The sequence below is a fragment of the Ensifer adhaerens genome (genome assembly GCF_002007205.1).
In the GTDB taxonomy this organism is placed as follows: domain Bacteria; phylum Pseudomonadota; class Alphaproteobacteria; order Rhizobiales; family Rhizobiaceae; genus Ensifer; species Ensifer adhaerens_D.
The window spans coordinates 38338-61718 of sequence record NZ_LAZS01000014.1 but is presented as its reverse complement, the minus strand read 5'-3'; the positions used below and the strand labels follow the sequence as shown (position 1 = coordinate 61718).

The following is a 23381-nucleotide window of genomic DNA, read 5'->3' as shown; positions in this document are numbered from 1 at the left end:
GCTCGTGATCTCCCCCCTTGTGGGGGAGATGCCCGGCAGGGCAGAGGGGGGTGAGCCACTCTCAACACAGCGAGGGGGCGCCCAACGCCTAGCGGCGCGATGACCACCTTCAAGATATCAAAGACCGTCCCCGAGACGGCTCGCCGCAACGGCGCGCTTCGGGACGGCTCGCGCGCGGTGCCGGAGGAAACGCCGGTTGCGTTTTCTTATGGCGGCTCGACCCATGCGGTGATGATGGCGACGCCCGGTGATCTCGAGGATTTTGCCGTCGGCTTCAGCCTGACCGAGGGCATCATCACCGATCCCGACCAGATCGAATCGGTCGAGATCGTCTCGGAAACAATCGCAGGCAATCTCGGCATCGACCTGCAGATCGTGCTTCAGGACGAAGAAAACGACATGCTGCGCCAGCGCCGGCGGCACATGGCGGGCCCTGTCGGCTGTGGGCTCTGCGGCATCGAATCGATCGAGCAGGCGGTACGGCCGACGCCGGACGTTTCCGGCTCGAAGCTGACTCTTTCTGAAGAGGACGTGGTCTCGGCCGTGGCGCTGCTCAACGGCCAGCAGCCGCTGCATTTCGAAACGCGCGCCGTGCACGGCGCCGCCTTCTACGTGCCGGGTCGCGGCCTGATCGCGGTGCGCGAGGATGTCGGCCGTCACAATGCGCTCGACAAGCTGGTGGGGGCCGCTGCGCGCGCCGGCTTCAGGGGAAGCGCCGGCGCCGTCGTCGTCACCAGCCGCGTGTCCGTCGAAATGGTGCAGAAGACGGCTGTCGTCGGCAGCCCCGTGATCATTGCCATTTCGGCGCCGACGGCGCTTGCCATCCGCACGGCGCAAGCCGCGGGCATGACGCTGATCGCGCTGGTGCGCGGCGACGAATTCGAGATTTTCACCCATGCCGAACGCATCAAGTCCGGAGCTGCCGTCGATGTCGCATGACAACACCAACGCCAAGCTGATCTATATGGCGAACCAGATCGCCACCTTCTTCAAGAGCCAGCCCGAGAGCGAGGCGGCGCAGGGCGTCGCCGCCCATATCAACAAATACTGGGAGCCGCGTATGCGGCGCAAACTGTTCGAGCATATCGACAAGGGCGGCGAAGGGCTGACGCCGCTGGTGCTGGAGGCGGCCGCAAAAATCAAACGTCCGGAAGCGGCCTAGTCTGCTTTCCTCATCAGCCAGAGCTTCCGCGCGCTCATCGGCAGCGCGTTTTCTTGCGCCGGCACTCCCCTGAAAAGATTTAAGGGAAGGCGGCTACCGGTCGCCGCCTTCCCCATTCCCGAGCGCGGGGTGCAGGGATGTGCGCTCAGAAATTCTGCCAGCCGTCCGTGGCCGGTGCCGCGGCAAGGCTCGTTCGTTGGCCGCTGCGCATGGCGCGGGCGGTCGTGTGCAGGCGTGACGGCGGCGTGCGATCGTCAAGGTGGCGGCCCGCGTCGATGAGCTGGGCCTGTTCGCCGTAGCGGAACTGGCGGAGCAGTTCGTGCAGGGCTTCCGCCTCGCGGGCCATGGCGTGGCTTGCGGCCGTGCTTTCCTCGACCATGGCGGCGTTCTGCTGGGTCGCCTGGTCCATCGAGTTGACCGCCTGGTTGATCTCCTTGAGGCCTGTCGATTGTTCCCGTGCGGCTTCGACGATCGCCGAGACGTTGGCGTTGATTTCCTGGACCTGGACGAGGATTTCCTCGAGCGCCGCCCCGGTCTGGCCGACTAGCGACACGCCGTTCTTGACGTGTTCGGTCGATGTGCCGATCAGCGCCTTGATATCCTTGGCGGCACTGGCGGAGCGTTGCGCCAGTTCGCGCACTTCCTGGGCGACGACGGCGAAGCCCTTGCCCGCTTCGCCCGCCCGCGCCGCCTCGACACCGGCGTTCAGCGCCAGGAGGTTGGTCTGGAAGGCGATGTCGTCGATGACGCCGATGATGTTGGAGATTTCGCGGGACGACTGTTCGATCTGGTCCATGGCGTCGATGGCGCTCTTGACCACCTTGCCCGAGCGTTCGGCGCCGGTCTTGGTCTTGGCGACCAGGCCGCCGGCCTCCTCGGCGCGGCGGCTGGAGTCCGATACGGTCGTGGTGATCTCGTCGAGCGCTGCGGCGGTCTCTTCCACGGAGGCCGCCTGCTGTTCCGTGCGCTTCGACAGGTCGTCGGCGGCGGCTCGGATTTCACGGGCGCCGGAGGCGATCGCGCTGGCATTGTCGCCGACGGTCCGCATCGCGTCGCGCAGCTTGGCGCTCGCGCCGTTGAAGTCGATGCGCACCGCTTCCATGCTCGGCACGAAGGGCGTGTCGAGATTTCGCGTCAGGTCGCCCTCGGCGAGCGCCCTCAGGCCGGCACCGAGGCTGTTGATGGCGCTCATGCGCTCGCTGACGTCGGTCGCGAACTTGACGACCTTGTAGACCCTGCCGCTGAAATCGCGGATCGGGTTATAGGCCGCCTGGATCCAGATCTCCTTGCCGCCCTTGCCGTAGCGCACGAACTCGTTGGAGAAGAATTCGCCGGCCGCCAGACGTTTCCAGAAGTCGGCATATTCGGCAGTGAGCGCGTAGTTCGGTTCGCAGAACATGCTGTGATGCTTGCCCTGGATTTCCTGGAGGCTGTAGCCGAGGGCCGCGCAGAAATTTTCGTTCGCGGTCAGGATCTCGCCCGATGGCGTGAACTCGATCATCGCCTGCGAGCGGGAGATCGCGTCGAGCTTGCCGGCATCTTCCGTCGCCCTTGCCTTGGCGGCGGTAATGTCACTGGCGAACTTGACCACCTTGTAAGGCTTGCCGTTGCGAAAGACTGGGTTGTAGCTCGCCTGGATCCAGATTTCGCGGCCGCCCTTGGCAACGCGCTTGTAGGCATTGGCATCGAATTCGCCGCGGCCGAGCCGGGCCCAGAAGTCGCGGTACTCCTGCGTCTGGGCGTAATCGGCGGAGCAGAACATGCGGTGATGCTGGCCGACGATTTCCTGGAGGCTGTAGCCGATTGCGGCGCAGAAGTTCTCATTGGCGGTGAGGATATTGCCGGTCAGGTCGAACTGGATGATGGCCTGCGACTTCGAAAGCGCGGCGATGATCTGGTTCGCGTCTGCAATTTTTCCGAGAGCGAACATAATAACCCTCTGATCTCGTTTGATTGGCTCAAGCCGGGGCTTCGTGCCTCATTTGACAGGGCTTGCGGGGCCAGAGCGGCGCAACTCCCGGACTAGGACAAATACCGGCATCCCGAATAATGTCTGGTCGTCCTGCGCTGGCCCAATCCGGTCAGCGCTTTCGTGCTTCGTGAAGGAGTTCGAACTACCGGGCTTCATGCCCAAGGCGCCGTGTTGATGCAATCTAGGTTAGTGGTAGGATTATTAAGCGGGTGTTAAAATAGCAACTATCAAATTTCAGTTGTAAAAACTCATAGATCCCAATTTTAGTTGAATTAGTCACTCCTGTTTTTCCAAATTATTGCTCGGCAAGTGGGCTTTTAACCAATAAAAAAGCCGCCCCACGCATGTGGGGCGGCCTTAATGGTCGTTTGTACTTGGCGTCAGGCCGCGAGTTCTTCGACTTCGCGCTCCTTGAACATGCGCGCAAGATTGAGGAAGCAGATCATGCCGGTCTCATTGGCGATGATGCCTTCGGCGAAGCTCTTGTCGAAGGAGGCCGTCACTTCCGGCACCGGCTGCACCTGGCTGCCCTGGACCGTGAGAATGTCGGAGACGCGGTCGACGACGAGGCCGATGACCATGTTGTGCACCTCGGCGACGACGATGGCGCTGCGCTCGTTGGCGGTCGTCGATTTCATGCCGAGCTTGTGGGCGAGGTCGATGATCGGGATCACCGTGCCGCGCAGGTTCATGACGCCGATCACTTCCGGCGGCGAATGCGGGATGGGCGTCGAGGGCGCCCAGCCGCGGATTTCGCGGATCGTCGTCGTCTTGACGCAGAATTCCTGATCGTGGAGGCGGAACGCAATGATTTCCAGCGTCTCGCCGTCGAACCCGGCCGTCCTGAGTGTGCTTGTCATCGAAGTTCCTTCCAGCTTTCCGGTCGACGCCCTATGGGCGCGACACCGCCAAACTCGAGATCTCTCCACATGGTTGCCGGCGCGTGAGGCGCGGCCGAAGATCCGTTCGGGAGAGATCTTTACAATCCGCCGATCACATCCGGCGGGGCGCAGCTGCATCATGCGCGGAGGAACCGCTTTGCGCTTTGGGAAGGCACTATAGGCCGGGATTCGTTAAGACTTGCTTTTGCAAATGCTTACGAAGGATCCGCCCCGAGAGTGACCCGGGGCGGAAACGATAAATCAGGCGGAGGCGAGAACCTTAGCAAACTGTTCGACCGCCCAATCCACCTGCTCGGCGGTGATGACGAGCGGCGGCGCGATGCGGATCGTGTCGCCGTGGGTGTCCTTGGCAAGGATGCCGAGCTGCTTCAGCGCTTCGCAATACTTGCGTGCGCCGCCGGCTTCCGGCACCAGTTCGACCGCCAGCATCAGGCCGCGACCGCGCACTTCCTTGATGATGTTGGAGCGGATGTCGGTGAGGCCCTTCTGGAAACGCTCGCCCATCTTAGCCGAGTTCTCGATCATGCCTTCCTCGGTCAGCGCCTTCAGCGCCGCGCGGGCGATGGCGCAGGCGAGCGGGTTGCCACCGAAGGTCGAGCCATGCTGGCCGGGCTTGAGCACGCCGAGCACTTCGGAATTCGAAAGCACGGCCGAGACCGGATAGAAGCCGCCTGATAGAGCCTTGCCGATCAGCGTCACGTCGGCCTCGATCGCCTCGTGTTCTTCGGCAAGCAGCTTGCCGGTGCGGCCAAGGCCGGTCTGGATCTCGTCGAGGATCAGCGTGATGCCATGTTTGGTGCAGAGCTCGCGAACGGTCGTGAAGTAGCCGACCGGCGGGACGATGACGCCGGCTTCGCCCTGGATCGGCTCGACCAGGAAGGCGACGGTGTTTTCGTTGATCGCCGCACGGAAGGCGTCGATGTCACCGAAGGGTACGACCCGGAACCCGGGCGCGAACGGGCCGAAGCCGGTGCGGGCGTCCGGATCGGTCGAGAAGCCGACGATGCCCATGGTGCGGCCATGGAAGTTGTTGGAGCAGACGATGATCTCGGCCTTGTTCTCGGCGACGCCCTTGACCTCGTAGCCCCACTTGCGCACCGCCTTGACGGCAGTCTCGACAGCCTCCGCGCCCGAGTTCATCGGCAGCACTTTGTGCGAGCCGGTCAGTGCGGCGATTTCCTCGTAGAAATGCGCCAGCTGGTCGTTGCGGAAGGCGCGGGAGGTCAGCGTCAGCTTCTGCGCCTGTTCCATCATCGCCTTGAAGATCTTCGGGTGGCAATGGCCCTGATTGACTGCGGAGTAGGCCGAGAGGCAATCGAGGTAGCGGTTGCCCTCCATGTCCCAGACATAGACGCCTTCGCCGCGCGAAAGCACCACGTCGAGCGGCTTGTAGTTATGGGCGCCGAGCCGGTATTCGGTTTCGATCAGGGCTGCCGTCGTGTTCATATATCGTCCTCCGGTGTTTCTTCTACGGCGCCGCGCGTCTAGACAGACGCGCAAAGGTCGCTGTAGCACTTTGATTTTCTGCATAATTCCTCGAAACGATTTCGTTTGAAGGAATTATGCAGGGTCTCAGGCGCTGCGGGTCGGCCGGTCGAGCACGCGGCGGCCGAAGAGGCTCGCCGTCAGTTCGACCAGGATACGCGCGCTCTTGCCGCGGTCGTCGAGGAAGGGGTTGAGTTCGACGACGTCGAGCGAGGAAACGAGCCCGCTTTCCCACAGCACTTCCATGATCAGGTGCGCTTCGCGGAAGGTGGCGCCGCCGGGAACGGTGGTGCCAACGCCGGGGGCCAGTTCCGGATCCATGAAATCGACGTCGAGGCTGACATGCAGCAGGCCGTTGGCAGTGCGAACCTCTTCGAGGATCTGGCGCATGATATGGGCCATGCCGAGTTCGTCGACGGCGCGCATGTCGTAGACGCGCACACCATGTTCGGTGATCTCTTCGCGCTCGCGGTCGTCGACCGAGCGGATGCCGACCTGGAAGACCTTCTTCGGATCGACGAGCGGACGGTCGGACGGCAGGATCGGGGCAAACTCGGCCTGGCCGCAGAAATAGGCGACCGGCATACCGTGCATGTTGCCGGAGGGCGAGGTCGACGGCGAGTTGAAATCGGCATGTGCGTCGAGCCAGAGCACGAAGAGCGGCCGGCCGACGTCGGCGGCGTAGCGCGCCATGCCGGAGACGCTGCCCATGGAGAGCGCATGGTCGCCGCCGAGGATGATCGGGAAGTGGCCCTTGCGAACGGTGTCGTGCACGGAATCATGCAGTGCGCGCGCGAAGGCTGCGACGATCTGCAGGTTGTTGGCGCCCGGGTGGTTGGCGAGATCGCGTGCCGGAAGCGGCTTGACGTCGCCTTCGTCGTGAACCGTATGGCCGAGGTCGCGCAGCACCGTGTCGATGCCGGCGATGCGCAGGGCCGTCGGACCCATGGCCGCGCCGCGTCGTCCAGAGCCTTCCTCGATGGGTGCGCCGATCAGCGTGATGGTCGTCATGTCCGCCCGATTCCTTCTTAAAATATTCCCATAGGTTCCCGGTTTGGGATCGCGCAGATTATGGCGAAAATGCGCGTCAGCAAAAAGATGGAAAACTGCCGATTAGCGAGCTAAAATCGACAGATTGATAAGTCTGACTTTGCAAAGTGACAAGCAATGGATGATCTCGACCAGGCGCTCATCAGCGCGCTGCGCCAGAATGCGCGCATTCCCGTTTCGACGCTATCGGAAATGACCGGTGTGTCACGGGCGACCGTGGCCGCCCGCATCGACAGGCTGGTGGCCAATGGTACAATCGCTGCCTTCACCATCCGCACCGGTGCGGAAATCCCGGCCTCCGGCGTGCGCGCCGTCGTCATGATCGAGGTGCACGGCAAGATGGCCGACCGTGTCGCGGAGCAGTTGCGCGGCCTGCCGCAGGTCAAGGCGTTGCACAGCACCAACGGCCGCTGGGACTTTATCGCCGAGCTTCAGGACCGCGATCTCGTCTCCTTCGACGAGACGCTGCGGCGCATCCGCCTGATCGACGGCATCACCGTCACGGAAACGAATATCCTGTTGAAAACCAGCAAGATGACCGGCGTATTCTAAGCGTTTCATGGCATCCGAACCGAGGAGGAAATCGCTCCTCGATTGCGAATTGTTCTTGATTTGTTCTCATATTCCGCTATGATGGCCGCCTCACCCAAGATGGAGGATGTCATGGTTGCCAATGGCGGCAGGCTTGCCGATCGGCAGATCTGTGTGAAGCTGTTCGTCAGGCATGGCGACGAGGATCGCGCCATCGCCTTCTATCGCGAGGCGCTCGGTGCCGAACTGTTGCAGCGGCATGAATGGCCGAGCGGGATTCTGACGAGTGCGGATCTGAGAATCGGGGAATCGGTCTTCCGGATTGCCGGGGCCAGCCCGCGGCGCGATGCCGAGCCCAAGCTCGGCGGGCCACGCTCGCCGCATGCGCTCGGCACGACGGCGGTCATTCTGGAGCTGCATGTGCGCGACGTCGATCGCGTCATCGGCCGTGCAATCGGCGCCGGGGCAAGCCTGCGCAATCCGGCGGAGACGTTGTCGACCGGCGATCGCGTCGGCGCCTTCATCGATCCCTTCGGCCATATCTGGGCGTTGTTCAACGCCATCGAAGATGCCGATATCGTCGATCTGAGCATCGAGGCCCGCAACGCCGCCTGAGGCGTTGCGGGCCTTTCGCCTGCCTGAGCATGCACTTTGGTCGCTGCCTGCCGCCGGCGATCAGAAGAACTCGTCGAGCAGGCAGTAGAAGTCGCGTTTCTCCGCATCGTCCTTCTCAATGCCGTAGCGCGTCAGAAACGGCTGAACCCATTCCTCACCGAGATTGTAGGCGATGCTGCGGCAGGCGAGTGCTGTGTCCTGATAGGGGTCGGCGACGCCCAGCCGGCTGCAATCGATGAAACCGGAAAACCGGCCGTTCTTCTCGATGATGTTCGGCAGGCAGGCGTCGCCATGGGTGACGACGAGCTTGCCGGTTCGGGGCATGCGCGCCTGCAGTTCGGCAAAGAGATCCGCTGCCGTGCGGCCGAGCCGCGTTTCGTCGAAGTCGCTTTCGTCGATCACGCCGGCCTTGGTGCGCGCTTTCGCGATGGAGATGCGTTTTTCGATCCGGTGATCGAAGGGGCAGTTGGCGATGTCCAGCGCATGCAGCCGCTTCAGCGCGTCCGCAAGGATGACGATCTGGTCCTTGGGCGACAGTGTCGTGGAGGCGAGGTCCGTGCCCTCCACGGCCTGCAGCAGCAGCCAGTTCGCTTCCGCACCGAAAGCCCGGGCGACCACTCGCGGACAGGGCACACCCTCGGACACCAGCCAATCGAGCCGCGCGGCCTCGTCGACGAATTCGCTGAACGGTTCGGCCGCTTCGAGCTTGAGCACCAGCATGGGACGGTCCGGCGCCTTCAACAGAAAGATGCTCGAGTCGGATTGCCCGAGCAGATCCCGGTTCCATTGATAGCCGGCGACGAGGGGGCGGAATTGGTCGGGCAGTTCGGGATGGGGAAAAGAAGAGGGCAAGGCAACCACCGGAAAAAAGAATGAAACAATGACGGGCGGGGCCGCGCGCCGATGCCGATGTAGGTTCGGCAAAGTGGCAATTCCACGGACCGGTCCCACATGTTGCGGCTGGGCGCGCCGACAAATCGCCTTTCACGGCACGTCTTCGCCAAATCTCCATCAAAACTTAGCAAAGACCGCTCCGCCCAACCGCAAGGTCACCTTTTTGAAAGTGTTTCGAGAAGGTGCTCATGGGCGTGAACCACAATGAACTGCTGTCGGCGGCCGAATGCGCCAACCGTCTCGGCCTCACCGTCCGCGCCCTCAAGGTCTATGAGGATCGCGGCCTGATAACGCCGCGGCGGACGGAGAAGAAGTGGCGCCTCTACGGTGCCGTCGAAATTGCGCGATTGACGGAAATCCTGGCGCTGAGGCGCCTTGGCCTCAGCCTCACGCGGATTACCGAAATGCTTGCCGGAACGGCGCCCGCGCTCGGGCAAACGCTGGCCGTCCAGCAAGCGGCGTTCTCGGACTTGCGCGACCGTGTTGACCACGGTCTGTCGTTGATCGATGCCGCTCTCCGGAAGATCGAGGGGGGCGATGCCCTCTCAATCGACGAGCTCGTCGTGCTTGCCAGGGAGACCGGGATGACCGGCCTGTCGCCTGACGCCGTCGCATGGCGCCATTACGAGCAGACGCGCCCGCGCCGTGAGGCTTCCTTCGTTTCCGAGAGTGCTGGGCTTGAAGCAGGCCGCTAAAAGATGCGCAGTGGTTTGCGCTGGAGCCATGCCCAAATCCAGGGCTTAGAACGCCAGGTGCATATCCGAAGGAACGCGGCGGACCTGGCCGCCGGGACGGTCATCGTCGGGACCCGCGGATCGCGATCGGTTCGCGGGTCATTGAGCGGGCAGGCGATACTCGCCCGCCGCACCCTCAATATTCCTTCTCGAAGAAGACGCCGCCCGCGGCCGAACCGTCTCCGGCGGCTGAGCCCTTGAGCTTCACGCCTTTGCCGACATCGAGATTGATGACCGCCTTGCTGGAGGCGGAATCGGAACCCTGCTGCAGCTCGATATAGGTCCGGTCGTTGAGGTACTTGCCGGCGCGCACCGAAGCGCCGCCGTTCTCGTCGGTGGTGACGTCGAGATCGTCGACGCCAAGCTTGTTGCGCAGGCCGTCGAGCAGCGACGTCGATCCGCCGCCGGCCAGCTGGCTGACGGCGGAGGCCAGCTGGGCGATCTGGAAGGCCGACAGGTTCGACAGCGACCGGTTGAAGATGAGCTGTGCCAGGATCTCGTCCTGCGGCAGCGCCGGCGACGAGGAGAAGGCGATCTGCGGGTTGTTGGCGAGGCCCGCGACCGAGACGGTGATCGTGGTCGCGCCGACGCTGGACGTCGCCTTGAGGTCGAGCGTCGGGATCAGGTCGCCGCCAAAGCCGATATTGCCGTCGGTGAAGGTCAGGCGCTTGCCGAGAATTTCGAGGCGCCCGCGGCGCATCTCGAAGCCGCCGGACACGATCGGCTGCACGGCGGTGCCGCGGATCGTCAGGTCGCCGCCAAGTTCCGCGTCGATGCCGCGGCCACGCACGAAGACCTGGTGGGCGTTGACGCTAAGATCGAAGGCGATAACGCCGCTGGCACTGGCGCCGGCGGCCGGCACCTCGTCCTTGCGTAGGTCCTTGACCATCTTCTGCACCTTGGGTGGTGCGTTCTTGTGCTTGATGTCGATCGCCGACAACGAGGTCGGCAGCTTCTCCGGAATGGTGATCGATGCCTTGCGGATCGTCACCTTGCCGCCGAGCGTAGGCGTTGAGACCAAGGGACCGGTGAGCGTCAATTCACCGGCAAGGTTGGCGTTGAACAGCGTACCGTCGACGTAGGTTGCATTGTTCAGCTTGATCGTCAGGTTGGCCGGGAAGCCGGAGCCCGGAACGGTGCCGACCGTGCCTGCTGCCTCGACCGAGCCGCCGGTCGCGAGATCGGCCGAGAGCCTGGAGATCGTCGCCTGCTTGCCGTCGAGCGCGACATTGGCGGTCAGGTTGTTGAGCGCCAGATTGCGGCGCACGTCGACGAGGCGGCCGCCCGACGTCGTCACCGTGCCGGCGATCTGCGGCGCCTTGGCCGAGCCGGAAATCGCGACATCGACGTTTGCCTGGCCGGTGAGCGTAAAACCCTTTTCCGCCATCAGGTTGGCGATGAGCGCAAACGGAACGTTGCCGTTGAACTTCATCGCGATCGGCATGTTGCCGCCGATATCGACAGTGCCGCCGCCCTTGAAGGAGAGGCCGCCGGCGCCCGAAAGCGTCGTGTCGAGCGTCACCTTGTTGTTGGCGAACCTGCCGTTGGCCGTGATGTCGAAGGCGGCGACGCCGGCCGTGCGGGCTGCCGCGAGCGAGGCGCCCGACCATTTGAGGTCGTAGGCGACCACAGGCGCGGATGCTGCACCACCGACATTGACGGTACCGGCGATCGTACCTTCGGCGCCGAGATCAGGCGCAAAGGCGTTGACGAGTGCTGCGGGCAGCGCGTTGAGCTTCGCGGTGAGATTGAGTTTTTCGCCGGCGGTGCCGTTGACGGCGACGGTGCCCTTCGATGCCTGGATCGTCAGTCCGTTCAGGCGGACGATACCGTTCTCGATGGCGATCACCGTCGGCTGCGCCAGCTTGAGCGGGATGCCCTTCGGCGTTGCGCCAAAGGATGCGAGGCGGACTTCCGTGCGTCCTTTCGCGCTCGCAAGATCGCCCTTTACCGTCAGCGGACCGCCGTCATATTTGCCGTCGACGGCAAAGCCGGTGCGGCCGGCCTGCTGCACAAAATCGACGGCCAATCCGGAAACGCGGTTTTCGCCCTGCGCCACCATTTCGGCGCGGATGGTGCCCTTGATGGCAAGGGCCGCAAGGTCGGCGATGGTGATGTCGGCGGTCGGTTTGGAGATCGTCAGCGCATCGCGCTTGATTCCGCTGCCGCCGGCCTTGACCACGACGGAGGTGATGCCGTCTTGGGTCTTGATGGCGGCCGAGCCGTTAAGGTCGCCGGAGGCCTTCTGCCCGGCCATGGCGGCCAAGAGGCCGAGATCGGGCAGGTTGAAGGTGACCGTGCCGTCCGGCTTGAAGTCCGGGGTAAAATTGATCGCCCCGGTCAGCTTGTTCTCGCCGATCCGAGCCTCGAGCACCGGAATTGCGGTGCGGCCATCCTTGGAGACGACGTCGGCCTTGACGTCGATTGCCTGGCCGTCGAGCGCGCCGGTTGCCGTCAGGCTTGCCTGCGGGCTCGACGGATTGGCCTTGGCGTCGGCCTTGATCGTGAGGTCGCTGAGCGTGCGGCCGGCCAGTGTCGCGCCGCTCGAGGTCAGCTCGGCCTTGATGCCGAGTTCGGCGAGCGGACCGGTCACGGCGGCGGTAAAGTCCGCCTTGCCCTTGGCGTCGGCAAGCAGCTTGCCGAGATCGGGCAGGGTGCCCTTGAGATCGGCCGTCAGGTTGCTCTCGGCCAGCGCAACGGTGCCGGCTGCCTCGATCGTGCTCGACTTGAGGTCGAGACCCTCCACGGTAACGCTGCCGTCGATTGCCCTCTTCACTTCACCGGAGAGCGCGATCGTGCCGTCAAATTTCGCCGCGGCTGCCGGCGGCAGCGCACCTGGAACGGCAAAGAGCTTGAAGGCGGCGGAAATCGTATTCTCGTCGCGATAGAAGGCGCCGATGAGCGAGCCGCCGACGCCGGGGCTTTCGATCGTCACTGGATTGAAGGCGATGTTTGCCTTCGTCACAGACAGGGTCGCGTCCACCTTCAGCGGCGCCTGGACCAGGCGGGCCAGGTTGGCGTCGGTGAAGCCGGCCTCGCCCACCTCGATCACCGTCTTCACCGGGCCGGATTGCGCCTGGAGATTGAAGCTGTCGCTGCGCGCCGAAAGCTTGACCGCGCCGAGCGCCACGTCCGGCAGCGCCACCGAGGCGACGTCTGCGGAGATGTCGAGAATGGCGGCCTGCGCGTCGCCGACCAGCGACAGGTCGACGGCATTGATCTTGGCCTGCGCTTCGCCCTTCTGCAGCGGCCAGCGGAAATCGATCGCGCCTTTGGTACCGGCGAGCCTGGCCTTGAGGTTGTTCTCGCCCTGGCTGTCGTAGGTGCCGAAGGCTGCAAAGGAGAGTGCGCCCGTCGTCACATGCGCCTTGTCGACCTGAACCAGACCCTGGTCGTTGAACGCGGCGGCAATGTCGATCCTGGTATCACCCTGGAACATCGGGCGCAGCGCCGGCGGCGTCAGCGAGCCGAACCCGCCGCCGCCTTCGACGGTCAGCCGATGCATTCCGTCGGGCGTCTGGACGTGGCGACCGCCGAGCTTGAGGATCTCGCTGCCGTCGAGTGCGGCCGTAACGCTGCCGGCCCAGTCGGAAAGAGGGCCTTCTCCGGTCAGCTTGATGTTGACCGAGGGTTCGTTGGGCAGGCGAAGAAGCTTGGCCAACACGCCGTTTGAGGGCTCGTCCACGGTCGCTTCCAGCTTCAGCTCGTTACCCGCCGGATTGAAGACGATATCGGCGACCGCGCGTGCCTCCGGCCGGTCGCGCTGGGCGGCGGCGAGGCCAAGGGCGATGCTTTCGTTGGTCGCGTCGATCTTGCCGCTGGCGGTCAGGAACTGGTCCTCACCGGCTATCGCCTTGCCGATGATGATTTCCTTGAGGTCGATCGCGTCGATCTTGACATCCACGGGAAGCGCAAAGGTCGAGCGGACTTCCTTGGTCTCGGTGGAGGGGATCGGCAGGCGTTCGACGCGCACCGTCCCGGCCGAGAGCGCTGCGGCCTCGAAGCGGAAAGAGAGGAGAGCTGCCGGCGACCAGTTGAGCTTGAGCTCGCGCACCTCAGCATAAATACCTTCACCGTCGAGCAGCGTGATGCTTCCGGCCGTAAACTCGCCCGTCAGCAGTGCGCTCGGATCGGCGATCCGCACGATCTGGTCGGGGGTTGCCGCATATTTCTCGATCGCCCAGGCAACGAGCCGGGCGCCAGGTGTCGTGAAGCCCACGAACGCGAGGAGAAGGAGGGCAACGACCGCGATCACGCTAAGCAAGCGCAGCGTCGCGCGAAGGAAGCGGACGACCTGATTCATCATTCACCCATAACGCAAGTTGCGCTGCAGCGGAATCTCCGCGGCTGGAAACTATCAACCGAAGACGGCAATTTGCCGGTTCTTGCGGAAGAAACGACGCGCGTCAGAAGGATTGCCCGATACCGGCATAGATGCCGTACTTGGTGCCGCCCGGATATTTGTTGAGCGGAACCGCGAAGTCGAGACGGATCGGGCCGAAAGGCGTCGCGTAGCGCAGGCCGATGCCGGCGCCGGCGCGGATGTCGGAAAAATCGGGCGTCGTTTTCGCCGAAACCGTGCCCGCGTCGATGAAGGGAACGACGCCGATCGTGTCGGTGATCGCGATGCGGGCTTCGAGCGAGGCGTTGACATAGGAGCGCCCGCCGGTCTCCTCGTTGTCGGAATTGCGCGGGCCGATTTCCTGGTAGGAATAGCCGCGCACCGAGCCGCCGCCGCCGAGATAGAAGCGACGGTTGGCCGGAATATCCTCAAGCCCGCTGCCGCCGACGAGCACGCCGGCGCCGATCTTGCCGGCAAGCACGAAGCGCTTCTCGTCGCCAAGCGCGTGATAGCCTGATGCCGATGCTTCGAAGGACGAGAAGAAGGTCTGTCCCTTGATCTCGTAGCTCGGCTTGGCGTTGATCATCGCACGGTAGCCGTCCGTTGCGTTCAGCTTGTCGTCACGGGTGTCGCGCACATATTCGAGCGGAATGGCGGCCGTCAGGTAGGAATTCGAGCCGAAGGCGTCGTCGATATTGGCCCAGCTGAGCTCGCCGCCGCCGGAGAAAGTGTCGGTCGGCGAAAGCTCGAAGGTCGCGCCGGCCGCCGCCGTCAGGATCTTGGCGCGGTAGGCGTCCGGGTCCTGGATGTTGGCCCTGACGCTCGCGGTAAAAGTCGAGGCGGGGCCGAAGGCGCCCGGTTTCGCAAAGAGGATGCCGACCGAATAGTCGAGCCTGTCCAGTTCCTTGGTCTCGCCGATGCGGTCGACCGATCCTTCGATGCGCAGCGATTCGGCCCGCCCGAAGAGGTTGCGGTGTCCCCAGTAGCCCGAAAGGCCGAGGCCGTCGGTGGTCGAAACCTGGGCGCCGAAACCGAAATACTTGTGCTTGCCTTCGGACACCTCGATCTTCATCGGCAGCGATCCATCCGGCGAAAGCGTGTTGGCTTCCTTGATCGTGACGCTCGAGAAGACCCCGAGCTGGCGCAGGCGCTCGGATGCCTTGCGGATGTCCTCGGGCGAATAGGGTCGGCCTTCGTTCAGCCGCGAATAGTCGCGCACGAAGCCGGGATCGACAGTCTTGGTGCCATTGACGCTGACCTCACCGACGGGCGCCACGGGCCCGCCGTTGGCGCCGATGACGATGTCGACGGTCGAGTTGGCGTGGTTGGCGACGGCGCTGCGTTCGGTCAGCTTGGCCAGCGGCCGGCCCTGCTCGCGCAGATCGTTCACGACCTTTTCGCCCGCCTTGATGATCAGGGTCGAATCGGCGCGGGCGCCGGCGGGAAGCCCGTAATCGGCAGGATTGAAGCCGGCCGCGTCTCCCTCGAACCGTACCGAGCCGACGCTGAACACCGGTCCCGGTGAGACGGTGACGGTGACCGGGATCGGCTTGCCATCGGGAAAAGCTGGATCCGGGGGCAGGCTGTCGATATCCTCACCGTTGACGCGGATCGCCACGGTGCCGCCGTAGCGGGCCTTTTCGTAGAGCGCGGCAAGCAGCCGGTCGCGGTCGTCACGCGCCCGGATCGCAAGGCCGAGATCGCCGGAGACCGGCTTTTCCTGACCCTGGACGAGCTGAGAGCTGTTCTCCAGCGCTTCCTTCAGTTCCTTGTCGTCGGTGCCGGCATCGAAGGTGAGGGTGTAGTTGACCGGGTCGATGACCTGCGCCTCCTCCTCGTCGCTCTCGAAAAACTTCATGCCGAAGAGCTTGAACGCATAGGCCTTTTCGACGGAAAGCGGGCCAAGCGCGCACGAAAAGGCAACAGCAAACGCAGTCGCTGCCTTCCAGTACGCAATACTCGACCGTGGTGGGGACATTCGCTTCCGCATCCCGTCTTCAGGCGACCCAATACAAACTGCCTGCTTATGCGGCTGGGTCACTATCGCATGCCTAAGGTTTTCCATCTGTTAACGATGACCACCCGCTGCATCCACCCCTGATGCCGAAATTCGGTGCCGATTTCGTCGAAAAAGCGCGGAAATGTTGTCAGCGCAGCACAACCACCGGCTCTGCGGTGCCGACAACAGTCGGGCGCCGGGCCCTTGTTGGAGGCCTGGCCTCGCCCGGCGTCGAGCCGCTATGCCGCCTCGGGCAGCGCCCGCAATTGCGGTACGCCGGAAGCGATGATGACGAGGAACTGGATCAGGAAGCCGACTGCTGCGACGGCAAGGCACGCCTCGGCGCCGAAGCGCGTGGCGACGACGGCGCCGAGCGCTGCACCGATCGGCCGGGCGCCGAAGGTGGCTGTGGTGATGAAGGCCGATACGCGCCCCAGCATCGCATTGGGGGTGACGGCCTGCCGCAGGGTGAGCGTGGCGATCGACCAGAGCACCGGGCCGGCGCCGAACAGGAAGAAGCTCAAACCGGCAAGGGCGCCTGAGGGGATCCAGACGGTCGCGAGCATCACGGTGGCCGCCGTCAGCCCGCCGAGCGGACCGAGGACGATCATCAGGCCGAAGGGGATGCGGCGCGCAATGGCAGGTGCTGCGAAGGCGCCGATCATCATGCCGGCGCCATAGATGCCGAGCGTGACGCCGACGCCGGTCGCCGTCAGCCCGAGGGTTTGAATGGCATAGGCGACATAGACCGCCTGCAGCACGAACCAGGCGGTATTGAAGACGATCGCGGTCACCAGAATGGGCCTGAGCAGCGCGTGGCCGGCCAGGAAGCGGGCGCCTTCGACCAGATCCTGAAGGAGCTTGCGCCTGGGGCTGGTCGGCGGCTGGTGGTCGCCAAGGCCAGCAAGCAGGACGACGGAGAGAAGGGACAGGCATGTGGCGGCGACATAGGCAAGAGACGCGCCGGTCCATGCGACGATCGCGCCGCCGATCGCGGGTCCGCCGGAATAGGCCAGACTGCGGGCGAGCTCCATCCAGCGATTGGCGTCGCCCAACTGGGCACGGGGAACGATCGCCGGGATAAGGGCAGGTGCGGCAACATTGTAGCAGACCGTGCCGATCGCGCCGACGAAACCCATGATGGCTAGGAGCGGCAGCGACAGCAGGCCGCTGACCATCAGGAGCAAGGTGGCGACCAGGGACAATGCGCGCAGGATTTCCGAGGAGACCATTAGCCTGCGTCTGGATGCGCGGTCGGCAATGAGACCGGCGGGAATGGAGAGCAGGAGGAAGGGAAGCGTCTGGGCCATCTGCAGCCAACCGGTTTCTGCAGGTCCTGCGGCGAGCAGAAGTACGGCGGCGAGCGGAGCGGCGGCCAGCGCCATCTGCTCCGAAAACTGCGCAAACAGGTTGGACCAGCCGATCCGCTTGAAGGCAGGGGGTAGGGGGATATTTTCCGGTTTCGACATGGGGGAGCCTCGATCATTTAGGTCGAGGCCACGAAACGGATTTGCGTGAGCAAGAGCCACCCGGTTTCAGCGCGCCCGGCCAATTCGTCGAGGCGTGCGTCGTTTTTTTGTGGTGGCTGTCTTCTGAACGAAAAACCCCCTCAGGGCGATCCGCCATGAGGGGGGAAACGTCTCCGTCGGTGAGCTTGCGCTCCGCCGAGGACGATCGTCCTTGCTGCGCCTTAGCGCGGGCAGGAGTCGATGTAGCGGCGGCCGTAGCGGTCGCGGTAGTAGCACTGGCCCGGCTGTTCGGTGACGTTGCCGATAACCGCGCCGGAAACACCGCCGATGGCTGCACCGACCGCTGCGCCACGGACGTCGCCGGTAACCGCGCCGCCGATGATCGCGCCGGAAACGGCACCGATGCCGGCGCCTTTTTCCGTCTGGGTGCAGCTTGCGACCGACAGGGCGACCAGCACGAGTGCGATGGCTTTCTTCATGTTGTTCTCTCCGATCTCTACGGATCTTAAGCCTATCGCTCAGTCCGTCCCTTGGATGATGGCGAAGCCGGGCACTTCCCGCTCCACCTGAACTTGCAGTTCGGAAAATACGCGGTCCCCATTGAAAGTCTACGGGAGCGCTGCGGTTTCTTCCTGGCGGCAAGATAATGATATCGTTCCTGAACGGGACATGAAGGCTCGGTTCCCGAGATGCAACCGGCATGGAAAAATTTTGTCGTCCGGTGGGCGGGGACGGTTGCGGCATTCCAAAAAAAGACAAATGATACAAACAAGCCTGCAAAATCCGGAGGAGCGGATCCGTGGGCGACGGGCATCGATATCAGTTGGCGCGTACCCTAGTCGCGTGAACCATCTCACCCGACATTCCGGCCGCGCTCGTGTTGGCATTGACCGACCCCGGAGGAGCGAAATGGCGAAGGTAACGATGACGGTCAATGGCCGTCAGGTGAGCGGTCATTGCGACGACCGCACATTGCTGGTGCAATTCATACGCGAAAATCTCGGACTGACCGGCACCCATGTCGGCTGCGACACCACGCAGTGCGGCGCCTGCGTCATCCATATGGACGGTAAATCGGTCAAGAGCTGTTCCATCCTTGCCGCGCAGGCGGCAGGCTCCACGATCACCACCATCGAGGGGCTGGCGGCCGACGGCGAGCTGCACCCGGTGCAGGCGGCCTTCAAGGCCAATCACGGCCTGCAATGCGGCTTCTGCACGCCCGGCATGGTGATGACGGCCGTCGACATGATCCGAAGGCATCAGGGCCAACTGGACGAGGCGACGGTGCGCGCCGAGCTCGAAGGCAATATCTGTCGCTGCACCGGTTACCACAACGTCGTCAAAGCCATCCTTGCCGCCGCCGCCGAGATGGGCGGCGCCCGCGTGGCTGCGGAATAGCGGTAGATCGGGGGCGGATCTCGCCCCCTGACGCATGTCATCGAGAGACTGTCGCTGGATATCTCGGGAGGAGATAGGCAATGGGCGTTGAAGGCATCGGCGCGCGCGTGGCGCGCAAGGAGGACAAGCGGTTCCTGACCGGCAAGGGCCGCTATACGGACGACATGTCCGTGCCGGGCATGAAATATGCGGTGTTCGTGCGCAGTCCGCATGCGCATGCGAAGATCCTGAAGGTAGATGCGACGGCCGCCAGGGGCATGCCGGGCGTGATCGGCGTGCTCGACGGCAAGCAGTTGCTCGCCGACGGCATCGGCAATTTGATCTGCGGCTGGATGATCCACTCCAAGGACGGAACGCCGATGAAGATGGGCGCCTGGCGGCCGCTTGCGCACGAGACCGTGCGCTATGTCGGCGATGCCGTGGCGATCGTCGTTGCCGACAGCGTTGCCGAAGCACGCGATGCGGCGGAAGCCGTCGTCGTCGATTACCAGGAACTTCCCGTCGTGATCGACGCGTCGACGGCGCTCAAGGCGGGACAGCCGCAAATTCATCCGGAAGCGCCCGGTAATCTGATCTTCGACTGGCAGATCGGCGACGAAGCCGCGACCGACAAGGCGATGGCCGCGGCCACCCACGTCACGGAGGTCGAGATCCACAACAACCGGCTGTCGCCCAACGCGATGGAGCCGCGCGCCGCACTCGGCATCTATGATGCCGGCGACGATCACTATACCTGCTACACCACCAGCCAGAACCCGCATGTGGCGCGGCTGGTGATGAGCGCCTTCTACAATGTCGCACCGGAAAACAAGCTCCGGGTGATTGCGCCTGATGTCGGCGGCGGCTTCGGCTCGAAGATCTATATCTATCCGGAAGAAATCGTCTGTCTCTGGGCATCGAAGCGCACCGGCGTGCCGGTCAAATGGACGTCGGATCGCACCGAAGCGTTCCTGACCGATGCGCATGGCCGCGACCACGTGTCGAAGGTGAAGATGGGCTTCGACGCCAACAACCGCATCATCGGGCTCAAGGTCGACACGATCGCCAACCTCGGCGCCTACATGTCGCTCTTCTCTTCCTGCGTGCCGACCTATCTCTATGCGACGCTGCTTTCCGGCCAGTACGATATTCCGGCGATTCACGCCAATGTGCGGACCGTCTACACCAACACCGCGCCGGTCGACGCCTATCGCGGTGCCGGGCGGCCGGAGGCGACCTATCTGCTCGAGCGGACCATGGAAACGGCAGCGCGCGAGCTCGGGGTCTCGCCAGCCGAGCTTCGGCGGGCCAATTTCATCCGTTCCTTCCCCCATCAGACGCCTGTCATCATGAACTATGACGCGGGCGACTACGAGGCGTCGCTGAACGCGGCGATGCAGGCGTCCGACTGGAACGGTTTTGCCGTCCGCAAGGCGGAGGCCGAACGCCGCGGCATGAAGCGCGGCATCGGCATGAGCTGCTACATCGAGGCCTGCGGGCTTGCACCATCGGCGGCCGTCGGCTCGCTCGGCGCCGGCGTCGGGCTGTGGGAATCGGCCGAGGTCCGCGTCAATGCCGTCGGCACGATCGAGGTGATGACCGGCTCGCACAGCCACGGCCAGGGCCATGAGACGACCTTTGCCCAGCTCGTCGCCGACCGCTTCGGGGTGCCGATCGACAGCGTCAACATCGTGCATGGCGATACCGACAAGGTACAGATGGGCATGGGCACCTATGGCTCGCGCTCCGGCGCCGTCGGCATGTCGGCGGTCGCCAAGGCGCTCGACAAGGTCGAGGCCAAGGCGAAGAAGATCGCTGCGCATCTGATGGAGGCGGACGAGAGCGACATCGTCATCGAGAACGGCGAACTGAAGGTCGCCGGCACCGACAAGGCGGTGCCCTGGTTCCAGATGGCGCTTGCGGCCTACACCGCGCACAACCTGCCCGCGGGCATGGAACCAGGATTGAAGGAGGGGGCGTTCTACGATCCGTCCAACTTCACCTTCCCGGCCGGCTGCTACATCTGCGAGGTGGAGGTCGACCCGGAGACGGGCCGGACCAAGATCATCCAGTTCGTTGCCGCCGACGACTTCGGCAATATCATCAACCCGATGATCGTCGAGGGGCAGGTGCATGGCGGCATTGCCCAGGGCATCGGCCAGGCACTGCTCGAAGGCGTGCACTACGACCCCTCGGGCCAGCTTCTGACGGCAAGCTACATGGACTACGCCATGCCGCGCGCCGACGATCTGCCGTCGTTCCAGGTCTCGACCTCGAACACGCCCTGCCCGGGCAATCCGCTCGGGGTCAAAGGCTGCGGCGAGGCGGGCGCCATCGGCTCGCCACCGGCGTTGATCAACGCCATTACCGACGCCATCGGCAACAATGCGCTGACCATGCCGGCGACACCGCACAAGGTGTGGGCGGCCATCAACGCGGCCAACTGATCGGAGGACACCCTCATGTACGAGACACAATATCACCGGGCGTCCTCGGTTCAGGACGCCGTCAGCCGAATGGAAGCGGCCGGCGAAGGCAAATATGTCTCCGGCGGCATGACGCTCATCCCGACCATGAAGCAGCGGCTGGCGTCGCCGAGCGACCTGATCGACCTCAGGCACATTTCCGAGATGCAGGGCATCACGGTCAATGGTCGATCCGTGCGGATCGGCGCGGCTACGACCCATTATGAGGTGGCCTCGTCGGCGGCACTCAAGGCCGTCTGTCCGGCGATCTGCCATCTCGCCAGCCATATCGGCGATCCGCATGTACGCCACATGGGCACGATCGGCGGGTCCATCGCCAACAACGACCCGGCGGCCGACTATCCGGCAGCGATGCTGGCGCTCGCCGCGACGATCGTGACCAACCGGCGCGAGATCGCCGCGGACGATTTCTTCACCGGCCTGTTCGAAACGGCGCTGGAGGACAGCGAGATCATCACTGCCGTTCGCTTCGATGCGCCGGCCAAGGCCGCCTACCAGAAATTCCCCAATCCGGCCTCGCGCTATGCGATGACCGGCGTCTTCGTCGCCAAAGGGGACAATGGCGAGGTCCGGGTCGCAGTCACCGGTGCGGGATCAAACGGCGTCTTTCGCCAGGCGGAGATGGAGGCGGCGCTTTCCGCCAACTGGTCGCCGGATGCGCTCGCCCATATCAGCGTCGATGCCTCGGAGCTGCTCTCCGACATTCACGCCGACGCGGCCTATCGCGCCAATCTGGTGAAGGTCATGGCCAAGCGCGCCGTGGCTGCGGCATGACCGCCCAGTGCCGCCATACAAACAGCGAAAAAGGGCGGCTTCGGCCGTCCTTTTTTCTTCCTTGCTTGACTTCGATCAAGCTTGAAGAGATGAACATGCGCTAAGGCTTTCTTTGGAATGTTTCAAAACTAGGGCTGTTCTGGTTGAAATGGTTTCAGTGAAAGCAGCGAAGATGCTCAGGATCAAAAATGCTAGATCATCTCGGATGCATTCGCTGGGCGGGCAGGGGTTGAAGGGCCTTTTGCCGCAGTTGGCACATGCCGGGCATTCCGAGGTTGACCCCAGGTCGCTTTGATTGAAAAAAGCGGCCGGGCACTGGAGAAGATGATGGATTTCGAGAATTTCTTTAAGAACGAGCTGGACGGGCTGCATCAGGAAGGCCGCTACCGGGTTTTCGCGGACATCGCCCGCCATCGCGGCCAATTCCCGAAGGCGGCGCGCCATACAGCTGACGGCGTTCAGGAAGTCACCGTCTGGTGTTCGAACGACTATCTCGGCATGGGCCAGCATTCCATCGTCACCGAGGCGATGAAGCGCGCGATCGACGAATGCGGCGCCGGTGCCGGCGGCACCCGCAACATCTCCGGTACCAACCACTACCACGTCCTGCTTGAGCGCGAGCTCGCGGACTTGCACGGCAAGGAATCGGCGCTGCTGTTCACCTCGGGCTACGTGTCCAACTGGGCCGCACTCGGCACGCTCTGTTCGAAGATTCCTGGCGTCATCGTCTTCTCGGACGCCGGGAATCACGCTTCGATGATCGAGGGGATCCGTCACTCCAAGTGCGAACGCGTCATCTTCAAGCACAATTCGGTCGCTGACCTCGAAGCCAAGCTCGCCGCTGCCGATCCGCGTGCGCCGAAGCTCATTGCTTTCGAGTCCGTCTACTCCATGGACGGCGACATCGCGCCGATCAAGGAATTCTGCGACCTCGCCGACAAGTACGGCGCCATGACCTATCTCGACGAAGTGCATGCCGTCGGCATGTACGGCCCGCGCGGTGGCGGCATTGCCGAGCGCGAAGGCCTGATGCACCGGCTGACGGTCATCGAAGGCACGCTCGGCAAGGCCTTCGGCGTCATGGGCGGCTATATCACCGGCTCTGCCGCACTTTGCGATTTCATCCGTTCGTTTGCCTCCGGCTTCATCTTCACGACGGCGCTGCCGCCGACGCTTGCCGCCGGCGCGCTCGCCTCGATCCGTCACCTGAAGGAAAGCCAGGTCGAACGCTTCGCCCATCAGGAGCGTGTGCGTCGCCTGCGTTCGCTGCTCGACCAGCGCGGCATTCCGCACATGCCGAACCCGAGTCATATCGTGCCGGTGATGGTTGGCGACGCCGCCAAGTGCAAGTGGATCTCGGATCTCCTGCTCGACAATTTCGGCGTCTACGTGCAGCCGATCAACTATCCGACGGTGCCGAAGAAGACCGAGCGCCTGCGCATCACCCCGACGCCGCTGCATTCGGACGCCGACATCGACCATCTGGTCGGCGCCCTGCATTCGCTGTGGTCGCGCTGCGCGCTGGCCCGCGCCGTCGCGTAAGCTTCGGCTTATCCTTCGACGGTGCTGCCCCCCTCACCCTAAACTCT

Annotated in this window: 17 protein-coding genes and 1 pseudogene; 9 read left to right on the top strand and 9 right to left on the bottom strand. The window is 63.8% G+C overall.

The annotated features are described in order from the left end of the window. Nucleotides 1–99 precede the first annotated feature (99 nt). Both fdhD and XB14_RS30495 read left to right on the top strand, forming a co-directional pair. Complete coding sequence (fdhD, locus tag XB14_RS30500; RefSeq protein WP_077967954.1) at nucleotides 100–939, top strand: formate dehydrogenase accessory sulfurtransferase FdhD; 840 nt, start codon at nucleotides 100–102, stop codon at nucleotides 937–939. Continuing rightward, nucleotides 929–1162, top strand: a complete 234-nt coding sequence (locus XB14_RS30495; protein WP_077967952.1) for a formate dehydrogenase subunit delta — start codon at nucleotides 929–931, stop codon at nucleotides 1160–1162. Before fdhD ends, XB14_RS30495 begins: the two co-directional genes overlap by 11 nt. Nucleotides 1163–1307: 145 nt before the next feature. Here XB14_RS30495 and XB14_RS30490 read toward each other — a convergent pair whose 3' ends face one another. From XB14_RS30490 to rocF, 4 genes are all read right to left on the bottom strand, one after another. Next, nucleotides 1308–3092 (bottom strand): methyl-accepting chemotaxis protein, encoded by a 1785-nt coding sequence (locus XB14_RS30490; protein WP_077967950.1) that lies wholly within the window; start codon nucleotides 3090–3092, stop codon nucleotides 1308–1310. A 422-nt stretch (nucleotides 3093–3514) separates the two neighbouring features. Further along, nucleotides 3515–3994 (bottom strand): chemotaxis protein CheW, encoded by a 480-nt coding sequence (locus XB14_RS30485; RefSeq protein WP_034803080.1) that lies wholly within the window; start codon nucleotides 3992–3994, stop codon nucleotides 3515–3517. Nucleotides 3995–4276: 282 nt separating this feature from the next. Next, nucleotides 4277–5482 (bottom strand): ornithine--oxo-acid transaminase, encoded by a 1206-nt coding sequence (gene rocD / locus XB14_RS30480; protein ID WP_077967948.1) that lies wholly within the window; start codon nucleotides 5480–5482, stop codon nucleotides 4277–4279. Between the two features lie 126 nt (nucleotides 5483–5608). Next, nucleotides 5609–6532, bottom strand: a complete 924-nt coding sequence (gene rocF / locus XB14_RS30475; RefSeq protein WP_077967945.1) for an arginase — start codon at nucleotides 6530–6532, stop codon at nucleotides 5609–5611. Nucleotides 6533–6688: 156 nt separating this feature from the next. Here rocF and XB14_RS30470 point away from each other — a divergent pair, with 156 nt between their 5' ends. Together XB14_RS30470 and XB14_RS30465 are read left to right on the top strand one after the other, a co-directional pair. Further along, nucleotides 6689–7123, top strand: coding sequence for an Lrp/AsnC family transcriptional regulator (locus XB14_RS30470; protein ID WP_077967943.1), 435 nt, complete (start codon nucleotides 6689–6691; stop codon nucleotides 7121–7123). A 111-nt stretch (nucleotides 7124–7234) separates the two neighbouring features. After that, the gene (locus tag XB14_RS30465; protein WP_077967941.1) at nucleotides 7235–7717 is read left to right on the top strand and encodes a VOC family protein; all 483 of its coding nucleotides are present in this window, start codon (nucleotides 7235–7237) and stop codon (nucleotides 7715–7717) included. A 60-nt stretch (nucleotides 7718–7777) separates the two neighbouring features. Here the strand turns inward: XB14_RS30465 and XB14_RS30460 are convergent, their stop codons facing one another. Further along, the gene (locus XB14_RS30460; protein WP_077968675.1) at nucleotides 7778–8569 is read right to left on the bottom strand and encodes an APH(3') family aminoglycoside O-phosphotransferase; all 792 of its coding nucleotides are present in this window, start codon (nucleotides 8567–8569) and stop codon (nucleotides 7778–7780) included. A gap of 230 nt (nucleotides 8570–8799) precedes the next feature. Between XB14_RS30460 and XB14_RS30455 the strand changes: the two genes are divergently transcribed. Next, nucleotides 8800–9306, top strand: coding sequence for a MerR family transcriptional regulator (locus tag XB14_RS30455; protein WP_077967940.1), 507 nt, complete (start codon nucleotides 8800–8802; stop codon nucleotides 9304–9306). 175 nt (nucleotides 9307–9481) lie between these two features. Here XB14_RS30455 and XB14_RS30450 read toward each other — a convergent pair. The 4 genes and pseudogenes from XB14_RS30450 to XB14_RS30435 form a co-directional block, all read right to left on the bottom strand. Beyond that, nucleotides 9482–12283 (bottom strand): annotated as a pseudogene (locus XB14_RS30450) (translocation/assembly module TamB domain-containing protein); the annotation flags it as partial. A gap of 1468 nt (nucleotides 12284–13751) precedes the next feature. Further along, on the bottom strand, nucleotides 13752–15665 hold the full coding sequence (locus tag XB14_RS30445) for an autotransporter assembly complex protein TamA (RefSeq protein ID WP_077967939.1): 1914 nt from the start codon (nucleotides 15663–15665) through the stop codon (nucleotides 13752–13754). A 260-nt stretch (nucleotides 15666–15925) separates the two neighbouring features. Then, the gene (locus XB14_RS30440) at nucleotides 15926–17155 is read right to left on the bottom strand and encodes an MFS transporter (RefSeq protein WP_077967938.1); all 1230 of its coding nucleotides are present in this window, start codon (nucleotides 17153–17155) and stop codon (nucleotides 15926–15928) included. A gap of 221 nt (nucleotides 17156–17376) precedes the next feature. After that, nucleotides 17377–17634 (bottom strand): glycine zipper domain-containing protein, encoded by a 258-nt coding sequence (locus XB14_RS30435; protein WP_058321762.1) that lies wholly within the window; start codon nucleotides 17632–17634, stop codon nucleotides 17377–17379. A gap of 430 nt (nucleotides 17635–18064) precedes the next feature. Here XB14_RS30435 and XB14_RS30430 point away from each other — a divergent pair, with 430 nt between their 5' ends. The 4 genes from XB14_RS30430 to hemA all read left to right on the top strand — a co-directional run bounded on the left by XB14_RS30430 (nucleotide 18065) and on the right by hemA (nucleotide 23334). Further along, nucleotides 18065–18553: a (2Fe-2S)-binding protein gene (locus XB14_RS30430; protein ID WP_077967937.1), complete on the top strand. Its 489-nt coding sequence runs from the start codon at nucleotides 18065–18067 to the stop codon at nucleotides 18551–18553. A gap of 80 nt (nucleotides 18554–18633) precedes the next feature. After that, entirely contained in the window at nucleotides 18634–20979 is a 2346-nt protein-coding gene (locus XB14_RS30425; protein WP_077967935.1) for a xanthine dehydrogenase family protein molybdopterin-binding subunit, read from the top strand. 15 nt (nucleotides 20980–20994) lie between these two features. Further along, nucleotides 20995–21792, top strand: coding sequence for an FAD binding domain-containing protein (locus tag XB14_RS30420; RefSeq protein WP_077967933.1), 798 nt, complete (start codon nucleotides 20995–20997; stop codon nucleotides 21790–21792). A 327-nt stretch (nucleotides 21793–22119) separates the two neighbouring features. Then, nucleotides 22120–23334 (top strand): 5-aminolevulinate synthase, encoded by a 1215-nt coding sequence (gene hemA, locus XB14_RS30415; protein WP_077967931.1) that lies wholly within the window; start codon nucleotides 22120–22122, stop codon nucleotides 23332–23334. Nucleotides 23335–23381 lie beyond the last annotated feature (47 nt).

Bases quoted from the DNA above. Each gene is read 5' to 3' on its own strand.
- XB14_RS30430 (WP_077967937.1), top strand. From the start codon at position 18,065: ATGGCGAAGGTAACGATGACGGTCAATGGCCGTCAGGTGAGCGGTCAT.
- XB14_RS30455 (WP_077967940.1), top strand. From the start codon at position 8,800: ATGGGCGTGAACCACAATGAACTGCTGTCGGCGGCCGAATGCGCCAAC.
- XB14_RS30435 (WP_058321762.1), bottom strand. From the start codon at position 17,634: ATGAAGAAAGCCATCGCACTCGTGCTGGTCGCCCTGTCGGTCGCAAGC.
- XB14_RS30495 (WP_077967952.1), top strand. From the start codon at position 929: ATGTCGCATGACAACACCAACGCCAAGCTGATCTATATGGCGAACCAG.
- XB14_RS30440 (WP_077967938.1), bottom strand. From the start codon at position 17,155: ATGTCGAAACCGGAAAATATCCCCCTACCCCCTGCCTTCAAGCGGATC.
- rocD (WP_077967948.1), bottom strand. From the start codon at position 5,482: ATGAACACGACGGCAGCCCTGATCGAAACCGAATACCGGCTCGGCGCC.
- XB14_RS30465 (WP_077967941.1), top strand. From the start codon at position 7,235: ATGGTTGCCAATGGCGGCAGGCTTGCCGATCGGCAGATCTGTGTGAAG.
- XB14_RS30445 (WP_077967939.1), bottom strand. From the start codon at position 15,665: ATGTCCCCACCACGGTCGAGTATTGCGTACTGGAAGGCAGCGACTGCG.
- XB14_RS30485 (WP_034803080.1), bottom strand. From the start codon at position 3,994: ATGACAAGCACACTCAGGACGGCCGGGTTCGACGGCGAGACGCTGGAA.
- XB14_RS30490 (WP_077967950.1), bottom strand. From the start codon at position 3,092: ATGTTCGCTCTCGGAAAAATTGCAGACGCGAACCAGATCATCGCCGCG.
- XB14_RS30425 (WP_077967935.1), top strand. From the start codon at position 18,634: ATGGGCGTTGAAGGCATCGGCGCGCGCGTGGCGCGCAAGGAGGACAAG.
- hemA (WP_077967931.1), top strand. From the start codon at position 22,120: ATGGATTTCGAGAATTTCTTTAAGAACGAGCTGGACGGGCTGCATCAG.
- rocF (WP_077967945.1), bottom strand. From the start codon at position 6,532: ATGACGACCATCACGCTGATCGGCGCACCCATCGAGGAAGGCTCTGGA.
- XB14_RS30470 (WP_077967943.1), top strand. From the start codon at position 6,689: ATGGATGATCTCGACCAGGCGCTCATCAGCGCGCTGCGCCAGAATGCG.
- XB14_RS30420 (WP_077967933.1), top strand. From the start codon at position 20,995: ATGTACGAGACACAATATCACCGGGCGTCCTCGGTTCAGGACGCCGTC.
- fdhD (WP_077967954.1), top strand. From the start codon at position 100: ATGACCACCTTCAAGATATCAAAGACCGTCCCCGAGACGGCTCGCCGC.